This window comes from Leifsonia sp. 563 (assembly GCF_040545055.1).
In the GTDB taxonomy this organism is placed as follows: domain Bacteria; phylum Actinomycetota; class Actinomycetes; order Actinomycetales; family Microbacteriaceae; genus Leifsonia.
Genome location: NZ_JBEPLE010000001.1, coordinates 764084 through 780622 on the forward strand (window position 1 = coordinate 764084; position 16539 = coordinate 780622).

At 71.2% G+C, this 16539-nt stretch carries 17 protein-coding genes; 7 read left to right on the forward strand and 10 right to left on the reverse strand.

Annotation, left to right across the window (positions count from 1 at the left end; translation table 11 throughout):
• Positions 1-10 precede the first annotated feature (10 nt).
• Genes ABIC47_RS03695 through ABIC47_RS03710 form a run of 4 tightly spaced genes read left to right on the forward strand, consistent with a single transcriptional unit; the run spans position 11 to position 4966 of the window.
• On the forward strand, positions 11-1171 hold the full coding sequence (locus ABIC47_RS03695; protein ID WP_354477283.1) for a carbohydrate ABC transporter permease: 1161 nt from the start codon (positions 11-13) through the stop codon (positions 1169-1171).
• Complete coding sequence (locus tag ABIC47_RS03700) at positions 1168-2076, forward strand: carbohydrate ABC transporter permease (protein ID WP_020076653.1); 909 nt, start codon at positions 1168-1170, stop codon at positions 2074-2076. The genes ABIC47_RS03695 and ABIC47_RS03700 overlap by 4 nt, the downstream gene beginning before the upstream one ends.
• A complete protein-coding gene (locus ABIC47_RS03705) occupies positions 2073-2816 on the forward strand; it encodes a Type 1 glutamine amidotransferase-like domain-containing protein (RefSeq protein WP_354477286.1) in 744 nt (247 codons plus the stop codon). Before ABIC47_RS03700 ends, ABIC47_RS03705 begins: the two co-directional genes overlap by 4 nt.
• Positions 2813-4966, forward strand: a complete 2154-nt coding sequence (locus ABIC47_RS03710) for a glycogen debranching N-terminal domain-containing protein (protein ID WP_354477290.1) — start codon at positions 2813-2815, stop codon at positions 4964-4966. The genes ABIC47_RS03705 and ABIC47_RS03710 overlap by 4 nt, the downstream gene beginning before the upstream one ends.
• Before the next feature lie 47 nt (positions 4967-5013).
• Here ABIC47_RS03710 and ABIC47_RS03715 read toward each other — a convergent pair whose 3' ends face one another.
• Positions 5014-6087: an NAD(P)-binding domain-containing protein gene (locus ABIC47_RS03715; protein WP_018192336.1), complete on the reverse strand. Its 1074-nt coding sequence runs from the start codon at positions 6085-6087 to the stop codon at positions 5014-5016.
• Between the two features lie 143 nt (positions 6088-6230).
• Between ABIC47_RS03715 and ABIC47_RS03720 the strand changes: the two genes are divergently transcribed.
• Positions 6231-6464, forward strand: coding sequence for a DUF3073 domain-containing protein (locus ABIC47_RS03720; RefSeq protein WP_018192337.1), 234 nt, complete (start codon positions 6231-6233; stop codon positions 6462-6464).
• A 37-nt stretch (positions 6465-6501) separates the two neighbouring features.
• Here ABIC47_RS03720 and ABIC47_RS03725 read toward each other — a convergent pair whose 3' ends face one another.
• From ABIC47_RS03725 to ABIC47_RS03760, 8 genes are all read right to left on the reverse strand, one after another.
• A complete protein-coding gene (locus ABIC47_RS03725) occupies positions 6502-7116 on the reverse strand; it encodes a response regulator (RefSeq protein WP_354477294.1) in 615 nt (204 codons plus the stop codon).
• Positions 7113-8276 (reverse strand): sensor histidine kinase, encoded by a 1164-nt coding sequence (locus tag ABIC47_RS03730; protein ID WP_354477297.1) that lies wholly within the window; start codon positions 8274-8276, stop codon positions 7113-7115. The genes ABIC47_RS03725 and ABIC47_RS03730 overlap by 4 nt, the downstream gene beginning before the upstream one ends.
• Before the next feature lie 31 nt (positions 8277-8307).
• Positions 8308-9051, reverse strand: a complete 744-nt coding sequence (locus ABIC47_RS03735; protein WP_018192340.1) for an ABC transporter permease — start codon at positions 9049-9051, stop codon at positions 8308-8310.
• Entirely contained in the window at positions 9048-9971 is a 924-nt protein-coding gene (locus ABIC47_RS03740) for an ABC transporter ATP-binding protein (RefSeq protein WP_354477300.1), read from the reverse strand. Before ABIC47_RS03740 ends, ABIC47_RS03735 begins: the two co-directional genes overlap by 4 nt.
• Positions 9972-10039: 68 nt before the next feature.
• Positions 10040-11311 (reverse strand): Calx-beta domain-containing protein, encoded by a 1272-nt coding sequence (locus ABIC47_RS03745; RefSeq protein ID WP_354477303.1) that lies wholly within the window; start codon positions 11309-11311, stop codon positions 10040-10042.
• A 60-nt stretch (positions 11312-11371) separates the two neighbouring features.
• On the reverse strand, positions 11372-12493 hold the full coding sequence (purM, locus tag ABIC47_RS03750; RefSeq protein ID WP_020076645.1) for a phosphoribosylformylglycinamidine cyclo-ligase: 1122 nt from the start codon (positions 12491-12493) through the stop codon (positions 11372-11374).
• Positions 12494-12536: 43 nt separating this feature from the next.
• Positions 12537-14108: an amidophosphoribosyltransferase gene (gene purF, locus ABIC47_RS03755; protein WP_018192343.1), complete on the reverse strand. Its 1572-nt coding sequence runs from the start codon at positions 14106-14108 to the stop codon at positions 12537-12539.
• A 29-nt stretch (positions 14109-14137) separates the two neighbouring features.
• Positions 14138-14566: a hypothetical protein gene (locus ABIC47_RS03760; protein ID WP_354477308.1), complete on the reverse strand. Its 429-nt coding sequence runs from the start codon at positions 14564-14566 to the stop codon at positions 14138-14140.
• A 74-nt stretch (positions 14567-14640) separates the two neighbouring features.
• Between ABIC47_RS03760 and ABIC47_RS03765 the strand changes: the two genes are divergently transcribed.
• A complete protein-coding gene (locus ABIC47_RS03765; RefSeq protein ID WP_354477311.1) occupies positions 14641-14769 on the forward strand; it encodes a hypothetical protein in 129 nt (42 codons plus the stop codon).
• Positions 14770-14796: 27 nt separating this feature from the next.
• Here ABIC47_RS03765 and ABIC47_RS03770 read toward each other — a convergent pair whose 3' ends face one another.
• Complete coding sequence (locus ABIC47_RS03770; protein WP_089878123.1) at positions 14797-15153, reverse strand: sterol carrier family protein; 357 nt, start codon at positions 15151-15153, stop codon at positions 14797-14799.
• 68 nt (positions 15154-15221) lie between these two features.
• Here ABIC47_RS03770 and purD point away from each other — a divergent pair, with 68 nt between their 5' ends.
• Positions 15222-16478, forward strand: a complete 1257-nt coding sequence (gene purD / locus ABIC47_RS03775; protein ID WP_020076642.1) for a phosphoribosylamine--glycine ligase — start codon at positions 15222-15224, stop codon at positions 16476-16478.
• The last annotated feature ends 61 nt before the right edge of the window (positions 16479-16539 follow it).

The window sequence follows — 16539 nt, forward strand, 5'->3', positions numbered from 1 at the left end:
GCCTCCCGTCATGTCCACAACCACGAGTCGGTCTCGTCGCACCGGTCTGCGGCGCGGCGAGACCGCCTCGGGGTGGTTGTTCACCGCCCCGGTCATCCTGCTGCTCGGCGTCTTCCTGGTGATCCCGGTGCTCATGGCGCTGTGGGTCAGCTTCTCCGACTGGGGCGGCCGGGGCAGCCCCTTCTCCTCCGACGTGAACTTCGTCGGCTTCGACAACTACACGAAGCTCCTCGCCGGCGGCGGTCTCGCCGAGCAGGACTTCGGCATGTCGCTCAAGAACAACGCCTGGTACGTCGTGCTCGTCGTGCCGATCCAGACCGCGGTGTCGCTCGGCCTCGCGGTGCTCGTGAACCGTGCGATCCTGCGCGGTCGCGGGTTCTTCCGCACGGCGTTCTACTTCCCCTCCGTGACCAGCTCCGTCGCCATCACGGTGCTGTGGCTCTTCCTGTTCAGCACCAGCGGCGCCGTCAACAAGGTGCTGTCGTGGGTCGGCATCCACGGGCCGAACTGGTTCAACGACCCCTCCGGCATCATCCATGACCTGCTCGCCGTCTTCGGCGTGACGCAGGGCCCAGCGGCGCTCACCCAGAACACCGCGCTCGGCGTCTCGTGGTGGGACTGGCTGGGCGGCCCGTCCGTCGCCATGACGGCGTACATCATCATGGCCGTCTTCACCACGAGCGGCACGTTCATGCTGCTCTTCCTCGCGGCGCTGCAGAACCTCGGCGGCGACATCACGGAAGCGGCGATGATGGACGGCGCGAACGGCTGGCAGCGCTTCTGGAGGATCACCCTCCCGCAGCTGCGGCCGACGCTGTTCACGGTGCTCACGCTCGGGCTCATCGGCTGCTGGCAGGTGTTCGACCAGATCTACACCGGAACCCGAGGGGCACCCGGCAAGACGACGCTGACGCCCGCGTACCTCTCCTATCAGACGTCGTTCGTCAACCAGGAATGGGGACAGGGCGCCGCGATCGCCTTCATCCTCTTCGTCATCATCGTCGTGTTCACCCTGCTGCAGCGGTGGATCCTGCGCGAGCGCACGGTCTCCAGAAGGCGGATGCGGCTGTACCAGCCCGCGTTGGCGGCCGGGACGGCAGCGGGAGGCGCTCCGAGCAGCGTCCCCTCCTCCCGCAGCGACGACTCCGAGCGGAAGGGAGCGATCCGATGAGCTCCAGCACCATCCAGGCGGAGCGTGCGACTGCGCCCGCACCGATGCCGCCGGCTCGTCCGCGTCGGCGACGCTCGACCGCGACCATCGTCGCCACGTCCGTCACGTACGCGATCCTGATCGCGCTGGCGGTCGTGTACATCATGCCGTTCCTGATCCAGCTGGCCACGTCGTTCAAGACTGACGCCGAGGCGACGGCGAACCCGGTGTCGCTCATCCCGCAGACGTTCACCACGGCCGCGTATACGAAGCTGTTCGTCAACTCCGACTTCCCGGTCTGGTTCGCCAACTCGGCCGTGGTGACCGTGTTCGTCACACTGGGCCGGGTGTTCTTCGACTCGCTCGCGGGCTACGCTCTCGCGCGCTTGCACTTCCGCGGGCGCACCGTCGTGTTCGCGGCGCTGGTCGCGGTGATGTCCGTGCCGATGGTCGTGCTCCTCATCCCCAAGTTCCTCGTCATCAACCAGCTCGGCATCTACGACTCGTACACGGGCATGATCCTGCCGCTACTGACGGACGCCGCCGGCGTCTTCATCATGAAGAACTTCTTCGAGTCCATCCCGGCGAGCGTCGAGGAGCAGGCGAGGATCGACGGAGCGGGCACCTTCCGGGTGTTCTGGTCGATCGTGCTCCCGATGGCCCGGCCGGCCCTCATCACGATCGTCATCCTGTCGTTCCAGGGGTCGTGGAACGAGCTGGCGCACTTCATCGTCTCAACGCAGAGCCCCTCGCTGACGACCCTGACGAAGGGCGTCGCCGGGCTCGCCAGCGGTCAGCTGAGCCAGGGCAGTCAGTACCCGCTCAAACTGGCGGCAGCGGCCATCATGACCATCCCCGTCGCGGTGCTGTTCTTCATCTTCCAGAGGCGGATCATGAACTCCAGCGAGGGGGCGGTGAAGGAATGACGGCAGCGGAACCGACCATCCTCGCCACCTGCGGCGGGCTGAACGGCGGCGAGTGGACCGACTCGGTGTACGGGTCGCTGCTGCACCATGCCATCGAGCTGGCCGATGTGCACGGCCGCGTCCCACGCGTCACCCACATCAACACCGCGGGCGGCGACCAGCGCCACGTCGAGGGGGCCGAGCTCGAGGCGGCCCGGGCTGCCGGTGTCGAGGCGACGCACCTCCGGCTCTTCCCGCATCCCAACATCGCCGATGTCCGCGCGCGCCTCCTGTCGCAGGATGTCGTCTGGGTGAGCGGCGGAAGCCTCGTCAACCTCCTGGCCGTCTGGCGGGCGCACGGCCTCGACCGGATCCTGACCGAGGCCTGGCGGCGCGGGGTGGTGCTCGCCGGAGGATCCGCGGGCGCGCTCTGCTGGCACGAGGGCGGGACGACATCGTCCTTCGGCCCCGACATCTCCGCCGTCCGCGACGGGATCGGCCTCGTTCCCGGGTCCCTGGCCGTCCACTACGACTCCGACCCGCGACGACGCCCGGCGCACCAGCGCGCCGTGGCCGACGGAACACTTCCCGACGGCTACGCGCTCGATGAAGGGGTCGGCCTCGTCTACCGGGGCCGCGCCGTGGTGGACATCGTGGCCGAGCGCCCCGGCGTCTCCGCCTGGCAGCTCACCCGTACCGACGAGGGCGTGCGCGAGGAACGCCTCGCGCCTCGCCTCCTCGGCGAGGAGGTCGCCGCATGACCTCCGACACCGGGACCCACCGCCACCCCCTGGTCTCCCGCGATTCCGCCCCATCCACGCCCACCGACGACCGCACGACCGAACACCCCGCTGACGCCCCACGCGCGCTCGGCGACGACCACGAAGGCACGATCACCACGATGACCCAGCCCCTCCAGCCGCTCCTCCACGACAGCGTCGTGGTGCTGACCGCACCGTCCCAGGCCTGGTCGGCCACCGACGGGAGCATCGACGGGCACGGCATCCACGGCTTCTACCATTCCGACCTCCGGGTGCTGGATCACGTCCTCCTCAGCGTGGGAGGCGCCGTGCCGGAGCCCATCGCGACCGCCTCACCGGATGCCGCCACGACCGTCTTCACCGCCCTGGCTCGGGGGATCGACGATGCGACGGCGGATCCGCGGGTGCGGATCGACCAGCGACGGACGGTCGCTGCCGGCTCGCTCGGCGAGCGCATCGTCGTGCGCAACGCCCTGGGCGAAGGCCTGCGAACCACTGTCGAAGTCGAACTGCGGGCCGACTTCAGCCCCATGCAGAAGATCAAAGCGGGACTGTCCGGGAGCGAGTACCCCGTGACCGTCGACCGGGGCGAGGGCAACGCTGGGGGCGAGGCCGTCGTGCTCGGCAGCGGTCCCGTCACCGCCCGGGTGTCGGCTCGCGGCGCGACTGCAACCGTCGACGGCCGGAACGTCACCCTCCGCTGGGACGTGGACGTGCCCGCGCACGGAGAGGCCGTCGTGGAGTGGAGCACCGGCGTCGACGATCCGACGGCGGTCGTGGCCGGTGCCGCGCCGTCGCCGGAGTGGTCCGCCTTCCGCGCCACCACCGGCGACTCCCGGCTGGCGTCCTGGCTCGACCGCGCGGTCGCCGACCTCCAGGCGCTCCGCATGTCGACGGTCGAGCACCCGAACGACGTCTTCCTCGCGGCGGGCGCGCCGTGGTTCTTCACTCTGTTCGGACGTGACTCGCTCTGGGCGGCTCGGATGCTGCTGCCGCTCGGCCACGAGATCGCGGCGTCGACGCTGCGGGTGCTCGCCGAGTACCAGGGAACGGAGTCGGTCGCGGAGACGGCGGAGCAGCCCGGCAAGATCATGCACGAGCTGCGGCCCGGCGCGCTGGTGATCCCCGGCGAAGGCGTCGTCCTCCCGCCGCTGTACTACGGCACCGTCGACGCGACGGCGCTCTGGATCTGTCTGCTGCACGACGCCTGGCGCTGGGGCATGCCCCGAGACGAGGTCCAAGCGCTGCTGCCCCACCTGGAGGCTGCCCTGGCGTGGATGCGCGACTACGGCGACAGCGACGGAGACGGCTTCCTCGAGTACATCGACACCACGGGTCACGGCCTCGCCAACCAGGGCTGGAAGGACTCGGGCGACTCGATCCAGTGGCGCGACGGCACGCTGGCCGACGGTCCGATCGCCCTGTGCGAGGTGCAGGGGTACGCCTACGAAGCCGCCATCGGCGGCGCTGCACTCTTGGATGCCTTCGACTGCCCCGGAGGCGACGCCTGGCGCGGCTGGGCGGCCGACCTCAAGCAGCGCTTCGCCGACGCCTTCTGGATCGCGGACCCGGCCGGCGCGTATCCCGCGGTGGCGCTCGACGCCGCCAAACGCAAGGTCGACACCGTCACGAGCAACATCGGCCACCTCCTCGGCACGGGAATCCTGGATGCCGAGCAGTCGGCGCTGGTCGCACGACGCCTCGTCTCGCCGGAGCTGTCGTCCGGCTACGGCCTGCGCACGATGTCGACGGACTCGGCGGGCTACTGGCCGCTCAGCTACCACGGCGGCTCCGTGTGGGCGCACGACACGGCCATCGCGATCACCGGGCTCGCGCGCGACGGCTTCCGCGCGGAAGCCGCGCAGCTGTCGGATGGGCTCCTCGCCGCGGCGGCGGGATTCGGCTACCGGATGCCGGAGCTGCACTCGGGCGACAGCGCCTCGGAGACCAGCGCACCCATCCCCTACCCCGCGGCCTGCCGACCACAGGCGTGGTCGGCGGCGGCCGCAGTTGCGGTGCTCAGCGCCCGGCTCGGCCTGCACGCGGACGCCTCGGAAGGCCGCTTCGAGGTCGACCCGGACGAGACGGCGGGCGGCATCGAGGTGGAAGGTCTCCGCTTCGAGGGCCGGCCCCGCTCCGTCACTGCGTGACCCGAGGGCCTGAGCAAACGACGCGCGTGCCGGGGCAGAGCTGCCGTTTACAGCTGCGCCATGATCTGGCGCGCGATGATCCGGCCGGCGCGGTTCGCGCCGATCGTCGACGCCTGCGGACCATACCCGGCGAGGAATATGCGCGAGTCCTGCCAGGAGGCACCGGAGGCGACGGTCAGACCGCCCGTCTTCTCCCGCAGGTGCAGCGGGGCCAGATGACGCAGCTCCGGCCGGAACCCGGTCGCCCAAATGATCGCGTCGGCACGGGTGAACGAGCCGTCCGGCCAGCGCACGCCGTCCTTCTCGATGCGGGTGAACATCGGGCGCTCGATGAGCACGCCGCGTTCGATCCCGGCGGCGATCCGTCGCGTGCGAGGGACGCCCGTGCCGCTCACGATCGACGGGAGGGCCTCCCCGGCGCGCGCCGCCGCATCCTGCATCGCCACCGCAGCGACGCCGCCCTCGATGGTGAGCTCCGACTCGTCGCGGAAGTCCACCGGCCGCCTGGTCGCCCAGGTAAGCGACTCGGCCACACCCTCCAGCTCGAGCAGGAAGCCGATCGCGCTCGTGCCGCCGCCCACGACGACCACCGACTGACCGGCGAACTCGTCGGCCGAGCGGTACGTCGAGGTGTGGACATGACGCCCGGCGAAGTCATTCATTCCCGGGTAGTAGGGCACGAAGGGCGAGCCCCAGGTTCCCGAGGCGTTGACGACGATGCGCGTCGCCGTCTCACCCGCACTGTGCTCGACGACGAGATCCGCGCCCCGGTCGGAGACGCTGTGCACGGCCACCGGTCGCTGCACCTGGAGGCCGAAATGGTCTTCGTAGCGGCGGTAGTAGCCGGCGACGATGTCACGTGCCGGGAGCGACCGGTCGGCCGTGTCGAAGCTGAGACCCAGCTCCGACATCCCCGGCAGATCGTTCACGTGATGGGCGCTGCCGAGCTTGAGCGCATCCCACCGGTGCTGCCAGGCTCCGCCGGTCACAGGACCGCGGTCATAGACGATGAAATCCTCGCCCGGGGTCAGCTCGAACCGCCGCAGATAGTAGGCGACGGCGAGCCCTGCCTGGCCCGCGCCGATGACCACCACCTGGGTCTCGGTCCTGGTCGTGCTCACCCGCTTATCCCATCACTTCTCGCTGTGCGGGAACTCGGGGGTCCGTGATGTCCGCATGCTAAACTCCATGCTAGTTTTCACTGTTTCTATTCGATCCCCGGGGAGCCTCTCTCGCCCGGGCTGGGACCAAAAGGGGGTCACGCATGGGGCGCGGCCGTCAGAAGGCAAAACACACCAAGATCGCGCGGCAGTTGAAGTCGTTCAGTCCCAATGTGAACTACGACGCTCTGGAGCGTGAGCTGACCGGCCACTCCCATGGCGACGACGAGCAATACGCGAAGTGGGCCGAGTACGAGGCGGAGGACGAGACCGAGTCCGAGGACGCCTATGCGTACGAAGACGAGGACGAGGAGACGGGCACTCCGAAGCGCGCCTAGCGCCGACCGCCCGTACTGAGCTGCGATCCTTCGCGGCTCAGAGCCAGCCCTGTCGTGTCGCGATAGACGCGGCCTCGGAACGGTTGCGCGCGCCCGTCTTCCCGATCGCGCTCGAGAGGTGGTTCCGGACCGTCCCGTCGCTGAGGTGCAGCCGGCGGGCGATGTCCGAGATGGTCCCGCCCTCGGCTGCGACCTCCAGCACCTCGGCCTCCCGCACTGTCAGCGGTGACGCTCCAGACGCGAGCGACTCAGCCGCGAGCGCGGGGTCGACCACCCGCAGCCCGGCGGCCACCCGGCGCACAGCATCCGCCAGCTGACCCGACGGGGTGTCCTTGACGACGAACCCCGAAGCGCCTGCCTCCATCGCGCGGCGCAGATAGCCCGGCCGCCCGAACGTCGTCACGATCAGCGACCGGCACCCGGGCACGGCGGCCCGCAGCTGTGCCGCCGTCTGGATGCCGTCCGCGCCGGGCATCTCCACGTCGAGCAGCGCGACATCGGCTCGGGATGCGCGGGCCGCATCCACGACTTCGTCGCCCCTCCCGACCTGGGCGACCACCTCGAGGTCCGGTTCGAGGTCGAGCAGGGCAGCGAGCGCGCCGCGGACCAGTGCCTGATCGTCGGCCAGCAACAGCCGGATGGTGTCGGTCACACGGCCCTCCTCACGCTCAGCAGAGTGCCTCCGCGGGGTCCGGATCCGACGGCGATCCTGGCGCCGACCTGCGCGGCGCGGGCGCTCAAACCGGCGAGGCCGGATCCGTCGCGCGCGGAGGGCGAGACCTCCGCCCCCACCGGCGCCGGTTCCGGCCCGCTCCCGTGCGGGCCGCGCCCGTCGTCCTCGATGTCGAGGCTCTCCGGTCCGACGGTCACCCAGCAGTTGCGCGAGCCGGAGTGGCGGATCACGTTGGTGACGCCCTCGCGCAGCACCCAGCCGAACAGCTCGCGCAGCTCCGGGTCGACCTCCTCACCGTTGCGGGGGAGGTGCGCGTGGATGTCGGCGGCCGCCAGTCCCGCCTGCGCAGCGGCCAGCTCGGTCGACAGGCTCATCTCGCGGTACCCGGCGACAGCGGCGCGCAGGTCGGCCAGCGCCGACCGGCTGAGACGCTCGATGTCGGCGATCTCCTCCGCCGCCCGATCCGGGTCGACGGGGATGAGCTTGCGGGCGAGCTCCGACTTGACCGTGACGACGGTGAGCGAGTGCCCCAGCACGTCGTGCATGTCGCGGGAGAACCGGGCGCGTTCCTCGATGACGGCCAGCCGGGCGATCTCGCCCTGAGCGTTGCGCAGCCGTCGGAGGGCGTCGATCTGTCGGGCGAATGCGCTCATCATCACGCCGATGGACACGGTGACCAGCGCGATGAACCAGTCGTCCACGGTTCCGGCGACCGTCAGCACGATGAGCTGGAGTCCGCCGAGCGCCCCGATGATGGCCAACGCGATCGGAGTGCGCGACACCACCATCCCGGCGACGCACGCCACGTAGACCCAGGTCCAGCAGGCCACGACCCCGATGAGCGGGAAGAGCGTCAGCGTGAGCGCGAAGTAGAGGCCGATCCCGACCAGTCGCCGGCGCTCCGTCTCCCACCAGAGGAGCGGCGGGAGCACGAGGAAGCCGAGGTAGACCACGGCGAGCAGGGCCGTGATCCCCAGCTTCTCGGTGACCGTGCCCTGCGCCGTCCACAGTCCGACGAGCACCGAGGCCTGGTACAGCAGGCCGATCGTCGCGCCCGGGTACCAGCGGTACGCGGCCGGGTGGAGGAGGCGGGCGCGCCATCCGACCGGACGGACCTCCGGCACCTCACGCGAGAACACGTTGCTACCTTAGCCAGCGGCCCGGCGCCGCTCAGCCCCGCGCCGCATCGCGCCGGTAGCGCCAGACGATGAGCGCCCCCAGCGCCAGCGCCCACGCGGTGAGCACGATCGCCGGCGTCAGCGCGTCGCCGCTCTGCAGCGCGCCGAGCTGACCGACGCGGTTGAGCCAGTACGACGGAACGGCCCGCGCCACGTCCGCCACCCAGGCGGGGAACACCTGCAGCGGGATCCACAGGCCGCCGAGCACGGCCATGCCCATGAAGACGGCCATGAACAGCGGCTGGGCGAACTCCGGCTTGGCGAACTGCCCGATCAGGATGCCGAGCAGCGCGAACGGGATCACACCGCACCAGATCGCCAGCCCGGCGAGAAGCCAGCTGCCGACGGACAGGTCGGGATGATACAGCGCGATGGAGACGCCGATGATGACGACGATGCTGAACAGGGCGAGCGCCAGGGCGGCGACGAGCTTCGACACGAGGTAGCCCGTGCCGCTCAGCGGCGTGATCCGCAGCTGCCGGTTCCAGCCGATGGAGCGCTCGGTGACGATCTGGAACGCCTGCGACAGAGCCGACATCATCCCGCCGTAGGCGGCGACCTGGATGGTCGTGACCACGATCCACGGCAGGTGCGTCGTCGAATCGACCTGCCCGGCGCCGCCGAACGTGCCCCCGAAGGCGAACAGCATGACGAGCGGAACGGCGAGGGTGAAGATCATCGCGCGCATGTTCTTCAGCTGGCGGAGGGACTCGCGCCCCAGGTAGGCGATGCTCATGAGAGTGCTCCTTCGGTGTCGCGCGCCTCGGTGAGGGCGAGGAATGCCTCGTCCATGGTGTGCGCGGTCACTTCGATGTCGTGGATGTCGTGGTGCGTCGCGAGCAGTGCGCGCAGGGTGGCGTCGGAGTCGTCGCTGACGAGGGTGAGGACGTCGCCGCGGCGCTCGGCGCTGCGCACTCCGGGAAGCGCGTTCAGCGCTGCGGTGCCGGCACCGGTCTCCGGGAAAGCGGCGGTGGCGCGGATGCGGCGACCGGACACGACCGCCTTGACCTCCGCGGGCGTGCCGTCGGCCACGATCCGTCCGCGCGCCATCATGACGATGCGGTCGGCGTACTCGTCCGCCTCGTCGAGGTAGTGGGTGGCGAACACGACCGTCCGCCCGGCGTCGGTGAACTCGCGCATCGACTGCCAGAAGGTGCGGCGCGCCTCCACATCCATCGCGGCCGTCGGCTCGTCGAGGAACAGGAGGTCCGGGTCGGAGACGACGGCGACGGCGAACCGTGCGCGCTGGAGCTGACCGCCGGACAGCTTGGAGACGCGCTGACGCGCGATCTCCGTGCACCGCGCGCGTTCGAGGGCCTCGGCGACGCTGAGGGGGTGCCGGTGGGCCGCGGCGACCAGCGCCACCGACTCGGCGACCGTCAGCGTGGGCAGCAGCGCGCCGCCCTGCAGCATGGCGCCGACGCGGCCGGCGGCGACCGCCTGGCGTGGCGCGGCGCCGAACAGCTCAGCCCGTCCCGCGGTCGGACGCGCGAGCCCGAGCGCGAGGTCGATGGTGGTGGACTTGCCGGCCCCATTAGGGCCGAGCAAGGCGACGACCTCGCCCGGGCGGATGCTCAGATCGACGCCGTCGACGGCGGTCAGCGCGCCGAAGGTCTTGCGCAGGCCGGACAGGTGGATGGCGGGTGTCTCGTTCACCTCTCCAGAGTGCCGACCGGCGTCCGGCGCAGAGCAGAGCGGGTGTCAGGATCTGCGGGTGACGTTTGTCATGCCCGTGCTTCGCGCATCCCGGCCGCACGCACGAGCCCGAGGACGCCGAGGATGCCGCCCGCGGTGAGCAGGATGCCCCCGAACAGCAGGGCGAGGTCCTGTCCGGCGGCCGTCGTCGCGCCCGGGCCGGCGGCCGTCGGGTCGTCCGGCGGGAGCACGGACGAGACCGCCGCCGGCGCAGCATTACCGCCATGCGTGCCTGCGGCCGCTGCCGTCGCGGGCGCCACGGCGGCGACGGCAGGCAGCGCGACGGTCGCCGAGGCCGTCGTCACCGAGGTGGATGCGCGCTGCAGCAGCACGAAGAAGGTTGCGGCGGGCGATCCCGCAGGGCGGGAGGCGAGCGGCACCCGGACCGTGGCCGTCGTCTGACCGTCGGCCAGCGCGACCGTGGTTGCCAGCGCCGTGTAGTCGGCGCCTGCGCGGGCGGTGCCGTCGGCGGTCATGACGTCGACCGTCGCATCGCCTGCGCCGGACGAGCGGGCAACAGTGACGAGGACGCTGGTGCTCCCGGCGACGACCGAGTCGGTCGCGACGGTCAGCGGGGCACTCGGTGCCGTCGCGGTGAACGTCGCGGTTCCGACCGCGCTGAGGAGCCCGGACGCCTGCGCGGGCTGGAACGTCGCCGTGACGGTGTGCGTGCCCGCGGCGGACACCGGGAGGTCGGCGCGCGCGACGCCGGACGCGGAGACGGGCGCAACGACCTGCGCCCCTCCGTCGAGGGCGAAGGCGACCGTGCCGGATCCGGGGGCCGCGAGCAGCATCCGAGTCACCGTCGCCGAGACGGCAGCCGTGCCGCCGGCCGCGACCTTCGCCGGCGTGCTGAGAGTGACAGCGGTCGCCGCCGTGCAGGCGGGTGCGGCGGCGAAATCGGTGGTGGTCGGGCCCAGGCGCCAGCCGAGCGTGGGCTCGGCAGCGGCATCCACGGTCAGAAGCCAGACACCGTGATGCTCGCCCGGCTCGAAGACGGACGGCTGGCCCCGGTCGGCGGCACCGGTCGTGAGGTCGTTCGACCCGCCTCCAGCGGGGACGGAGACCGGCACGGACGCCGTCGAACGGTAGCCGAGCACGACCGTGCGGGCCGCGACGGTGCCGAGCGGCGCATCCTGAACACAGTCGACCAGCGGGGTGAGCGCGTCGGCCGGCGCGGGCTGCACGGAGACGGGCGGATCCGCCAGCGCCGGAGAGGCAGCGGCCACGACCCCGAGGCCGGAAAGAGCGAGAAGGGTGAGCGCCGACGCCAGGCGGAAGCGGGCGGTCGGTCGGCTCACACGCGTCACTCTAGCGGGAGGACGCCCGACCGCGCTCCGACCAAAAAGGGTGACGTGAGGTCAGCCGGCGTAGGAGCCGACGAGGCGCACGGCGCCGCCGTCGACGCCCTTGGCGCCCTGCTCGAACCCGGTCAGGTCGCGCGCGGACGTCGAGACGACGCCGGCGCGCCAGGTGGGGATGCCGTCGGCCGTGATCGCCGCCGCGACCGCATCCGCGGCCTCCGGCGCGACGACCGCGAACATCCCGATGCCGAGGTTCCAGGTGCCCTCGCTCGACTCGAGCGAACTGCCCGCGAGATCGCTCAGGATGCGGAAGACCGGCGTCGGCGACCAGGTGGACCGGTCGACCTCGACCCACGAGCCCACCGGGAGGACGCGGGCGAGGTTCGCGGCGATGCCCCCGCCGGTGACGTGGCTGAGCGAGTGGATGGCGCCGTCGAGCGCCGGGTCCTGCAGAACGCGCAGGAGCGGGCCCGTGTACAGGCGCGTCGGCTCGAGCAGGGCCTCGCCGACGACACCGCCGAACTCGGCGGACTGATCGGTGAACCCGATGCCGCGCGCGGCGAGGATGTGGCGGACCAGCGAGTAGCCGTTGGAGTGAAGACCGGACGAGGCCATCGCGAGCACGACGTCGCCGTCTCGCACGCGGTCGGCGCCGAGCACGGCATCCGCCTCGACCGCTCCCACCGCTGCGCCCGCGACGTCGTAGTCGTCCGGCCCGAGCAGACCAGGGTGCTCGGCGGTCTCGCCGCCGACGAGGGCGGTGCCGGTCTCCGCGCACGCGGTCGCGATGCCCGCGACGATCGCGGCGATCCGCTCCGGGACGACCTTGCCGCACGCGATGTAGTCGGTCATGAACAGCGGACGAGCCCCGACCACGACGATGTCGTCGACGACCATCCCGACCAGGTCCTGACCGATGGTGTCGTGCTTGTCGAGCGCCTGCGCGATGGCGACCTTGGTGCCGACACCGTCGGTGGACGTGGCCAGCAGCGGGCGGTCGAAGTCCTTCAGGAACGAGACGTCGAACAGGCCGGCGAACCCTCCGACGCCGCCCAGCACCTCAGGTCCGTGGGTGCGGCCGACGGCCGCCTTCATCAGCTCGACGGCCCGGTCGCCCGCAGCGGTGTCGACGCCGGCGGCGGCGTAGGAAGCGGACGAGGAGGCTGCGGAGTCGGTCACCGGTCCATCGTATCCGGGGGCCGTTGGCAGCGGAAAAGCGCCCCTACTCCTGGCGGCCGGGGTCACCGAAGCTGAGCAGCGGCTCGAGCTCCGAGTCCGGGCCGGGCTCGCATCCATCGGACGTCGCGTCGGAGCCGTCGTCCGTCGGGCTGACCTCCGGACGCTCGAGCAGGTTCTTGCCCAGGTGGTGCGCGTCCGGGAGCTCGATCGGGTACTTGCCCGTGAAGCACGCCGTGCACAGCAGCTCGCGCGGCTGCTCGGTCGCGTCGATCATGCCGTCCTCGGAGAGGTAGCCGAGGCTGTCGGCGCCGATCGACTGGCGCACCTCCTCCACCCCCAGGCCCGTGGCGATCAGCTCGGCGCGCGAGGCGAAGTCGATGCCGTAGAAGCACGGCCAGGTGATGGGCGGGCTCGAGATGCGGACGTGCACCTCGGCCGCACCGGCCTCGCGGAGCATCGACACCAGTGCGCGCTGCGTGTTGCCGCGAACGATGGAGTCGTCGACCACGATCAGGCGCTTGCCCTTGATGACCTCCTTCAGCGGGTTCAGCTTCAGCTTGATACCGCGCTGGCGGATGGTCTGCGACGGCTGGATGAACGTGCGGCCGACGTACGAGTTCTTGACGAGGCCCTGACCGAACGGGATGCCGGACGCCTGCGCGTAGCCGATGGCCGCCGGGGTGCCGGACTCGGGCGTCGGGATGACCAAATCGGCTTCGACCGCGTGCTCGCGAGCGAGCTGGCGGCCCATCTCGACGCGGGCCTCGTAGACGCCGCGGCCGGAGATGGTGGTGTCGGGACGTGCCAGATAGACGTACTCGAAGACGCATCCCGCGCGCTTCTCGGAGGCGAAGCGCTGGCTGCGGAGGCCGTTCTCGTCGATGGCGATCAGCTCGCCCGGCTCGACCTCGCGCACGAAGCTGGCGCCGACGATGTCGAGTGCTGCGGTCTCGGAGGCGACGACCCACCCGCGCTCCAGGCGGCCGAGCACCAGCGGGCGGACGCCCTGCGGGTCGCGGGCGGCGTACAGCGTGTGCTCGTCCATGAAGACCAGGCAGTAGGCGCCGCGCAGACGCGGCAGCACCTCCAGGGCGGTCGCCTCGAGCGTGTGGTCCAGGTCGCCGGTGAGGAGCGCCGTGACGACCGCCGTGTCGGTCGTGTTGCCCCGGCTGAGCTCGCCGTCGTGCTGCGGGTAGCGCTCGTGGACGAGCTGCATCAGCTCGGCGGTGTTGGTCAGGTTGCCGTTGTGGCCGAGGGCGACGGTGCCGCTCGCCGTGGAGCCGAGGGTCGGCTGCGCGTTCTGCCAGCTGGATGCGCCGGTGGTGGAATAACGCGTGTGGCCGACGGCGATGTGGCCGGGCAGCGAGTTCAGCGCGTTCTCGTTGAAGACCTGGGAGACCAGACCCATGTCCTTGTAGATCAGGATCTTGTCGCCGTCGCTCGTCGCGATGCCTGCCGACTCCTGGCCGCGGTGCTGGAGCGCGTAGAGCCCGAAGTAGCTGAGCTTGGCGACCTCCTCACCGGGAGCCCAGACGCCGAAGACACCACAGGCGTCCTGCGGCCCCTTCTCGCCGGGTAGCAGATCGTGACTGAGAAGACCGTCGCCTCCGGCCACAGCGGACCCCTTTCAGGAAGTCGGGATGTTCAGCTCTGGGTGTCGCTCGTGCTGCTGTCGTTCGTGCCGGGCTCCGGCTGCGAGCCCTCGTGCCGCACGGGCGACGACCCGGGCTCGGGGACGCGCACGTCGATTCTATCCGCCTGGACGCTGCGCGCTCGACGGGCGGTCACCCGGTCGAGCACCAGAGCGACGACGGCGCCGACCGCGACGCCCACCGTCACGCCGATCGCGAGCAGGAAGCCGAACACGGAACCGCGGTCGTACGTCGGGTTCTCCGGGAAGGAGAAGGTGAGGATGAGAGCGACGATGGCGAAGAGGATCGCGCCGGTGATCATGAAGCGGAAGTAGCGCGGGGAGCGGCGCACGCGGACCTCGGCGGGTGTGACGGTCTCCTCGACCTGCGGGTCGGTGACCTGCGGGTCGCTGACCTGCCGGTCCTCGGGGGTGTCGCTCATGCCTTCATTCTCCCAGATCGAACCTGAGCGGCCGTCGGCCGTCATGACCCGTCGTCCCGGCCGTCTGAATGGGTATGAGCACCTCGAAGAGCCCGGCAGCCGCATCCCGGATCGCCGCTGCACTCGGCCCTGCGGCAGCGGGCGGGTTCGCGCTGCTGCTGGTCGTCGCCGCGATCGTGGGCGTACTGGGCGGGATGCGCTGACGGCACGCCGGCCACGCGCCCGCCAGCTCAGTAGCGCAGCGGGAGGAGTCCTTCGAGGGACGCCCGCTGGCCGGATGCGTGCACCGCACCGGACGCGATCCCCTCGTCCCACGTCATCGAACCGGAGGCGAGCGCAAGCCACGTGGCGGCATCCGTCTCGATGACGTTCGGCGGCGTCCCACGCGTGTGACGCGGACCGGGGATGCATTGCACCGCCCCGAACGGCGGCACGCGCACCTCGACGGTGTTGCCCGGCGCACGCTCCGCCAGCAGCTGCAGCAGATAGCGCACCGCCGTCGCCGTGGTGTTCCGGTCGGCGCCGCCCGCGACGGCCGCCCGGACGGCCGGGCCGCCGACCTCGTCCGCGATCTTCGCTCTCGCCATGGCATCCATCCTTCCACCGCGCACGCCTGGAGCCGGAGCGCCGCATCCACTCCCTCTAGCATGGTGGCGTGAAGATTCTCGTCCTCGGTTCCGGTGCCCGTGAGCACGCCATCATCACCGCCCTGCTCGCCGAGGAGGTGCGCCACGACATCGTGGCGGCGCCCGGGAACGCCGGGATCGCACAGGACGTCCGGGTCGAGACGTCGCTCGATCCGCTGGACGGCGTCGCAGTCACCGAGTACGCGCTCGAGAACGACATCGAACTGGTCGTCATCGGCCCCGAGGCGCCGCTCGTCGCCGGCGTCGCCGACCCGCTGCGCACCCGCGGCATCCCCGTGTTCGGACCGGGCAAGGCGGCCGCTCAGCTGGAGGGCTCGAAGGCGTACGCGAAGCGCATCATGGATGCGGCCGGGGTGCCGACCGGGCGGGCGGTGCGGGCCGAGACATTGGCCGAGGCGGAGCGCGCGCTCGACGAGTTCGGTGCGCCCTACGTCGTCAAGGCCGACGGGCTGGCCGCCGGCAAGGGCGTGCTCGTGACCGAGGAGCGGGATGCCGCTGTCGAGCACGCGACGCACTGGCTGCGGCACGGCGGCGTGCTGGTCGAGGAGTTCCTCGACGGGCAGGAGGTCTCGCTGTTCCTCTTCAGCGACGGGCACGACGTGCTGCCGCTCTCGCCCGCGCAGGACTACAAGCGGCTTCTCGACGGCGACGCCGGCCCGAACACCGGCGGGATGGGCGCCTACTCGCCGCTTCCGTGGCTGCCGGAAGGCTTCGTGGACGAGGTCATCGACACGATCGCGCTGCCGACCGTCCGGACGATGGCGCGGGAGCAGACGCCGTTCATCGGCCTGCTCTACTGCGGGCTCATCCTGACCGACCGCGGCATCCGCGTGATCGAGTTCAACGCCCGGTTCGGCGACCCGGAGACGCAGGTCGTTCTCCCGCGGCTCGTGACCCCGCTGTCGACGCTGCTGCTCGCATCGGCGACCGGCGGCCTCGGCGGACTGCCCCGCCCGGAGTTCGCGCTCGACACGGCCGTGACCGTGGTGCTCGCCAGCGAGGGGTACCCGGAGGCGCCGCAGACCGGCCGGCCGATCACGGGCCTCGGTGAAGCGGCCGCCGTGCCCGAGGTGACCATCGCGCACGCGGCGACCGCGCGCCACGAGGCGACCGGCGAGCTGATCGCGACCGGAGGACGCGTGCTGTCGGTCGTCGCGCGCGGCACCGGCTTCGCCGAGGCGCGCTCCCGTGCCTACGCGGCGCTCGACCGCATCCACCTCGAGGGTGCCCAGTACCGCACCGATATCGCCGCCCGCGTCTCCTGACCCCTCCCCCAAGCCAACAGCTCCTGAGTTTTTCGGCCATTTCGGGACGAAAAGGCGGAAA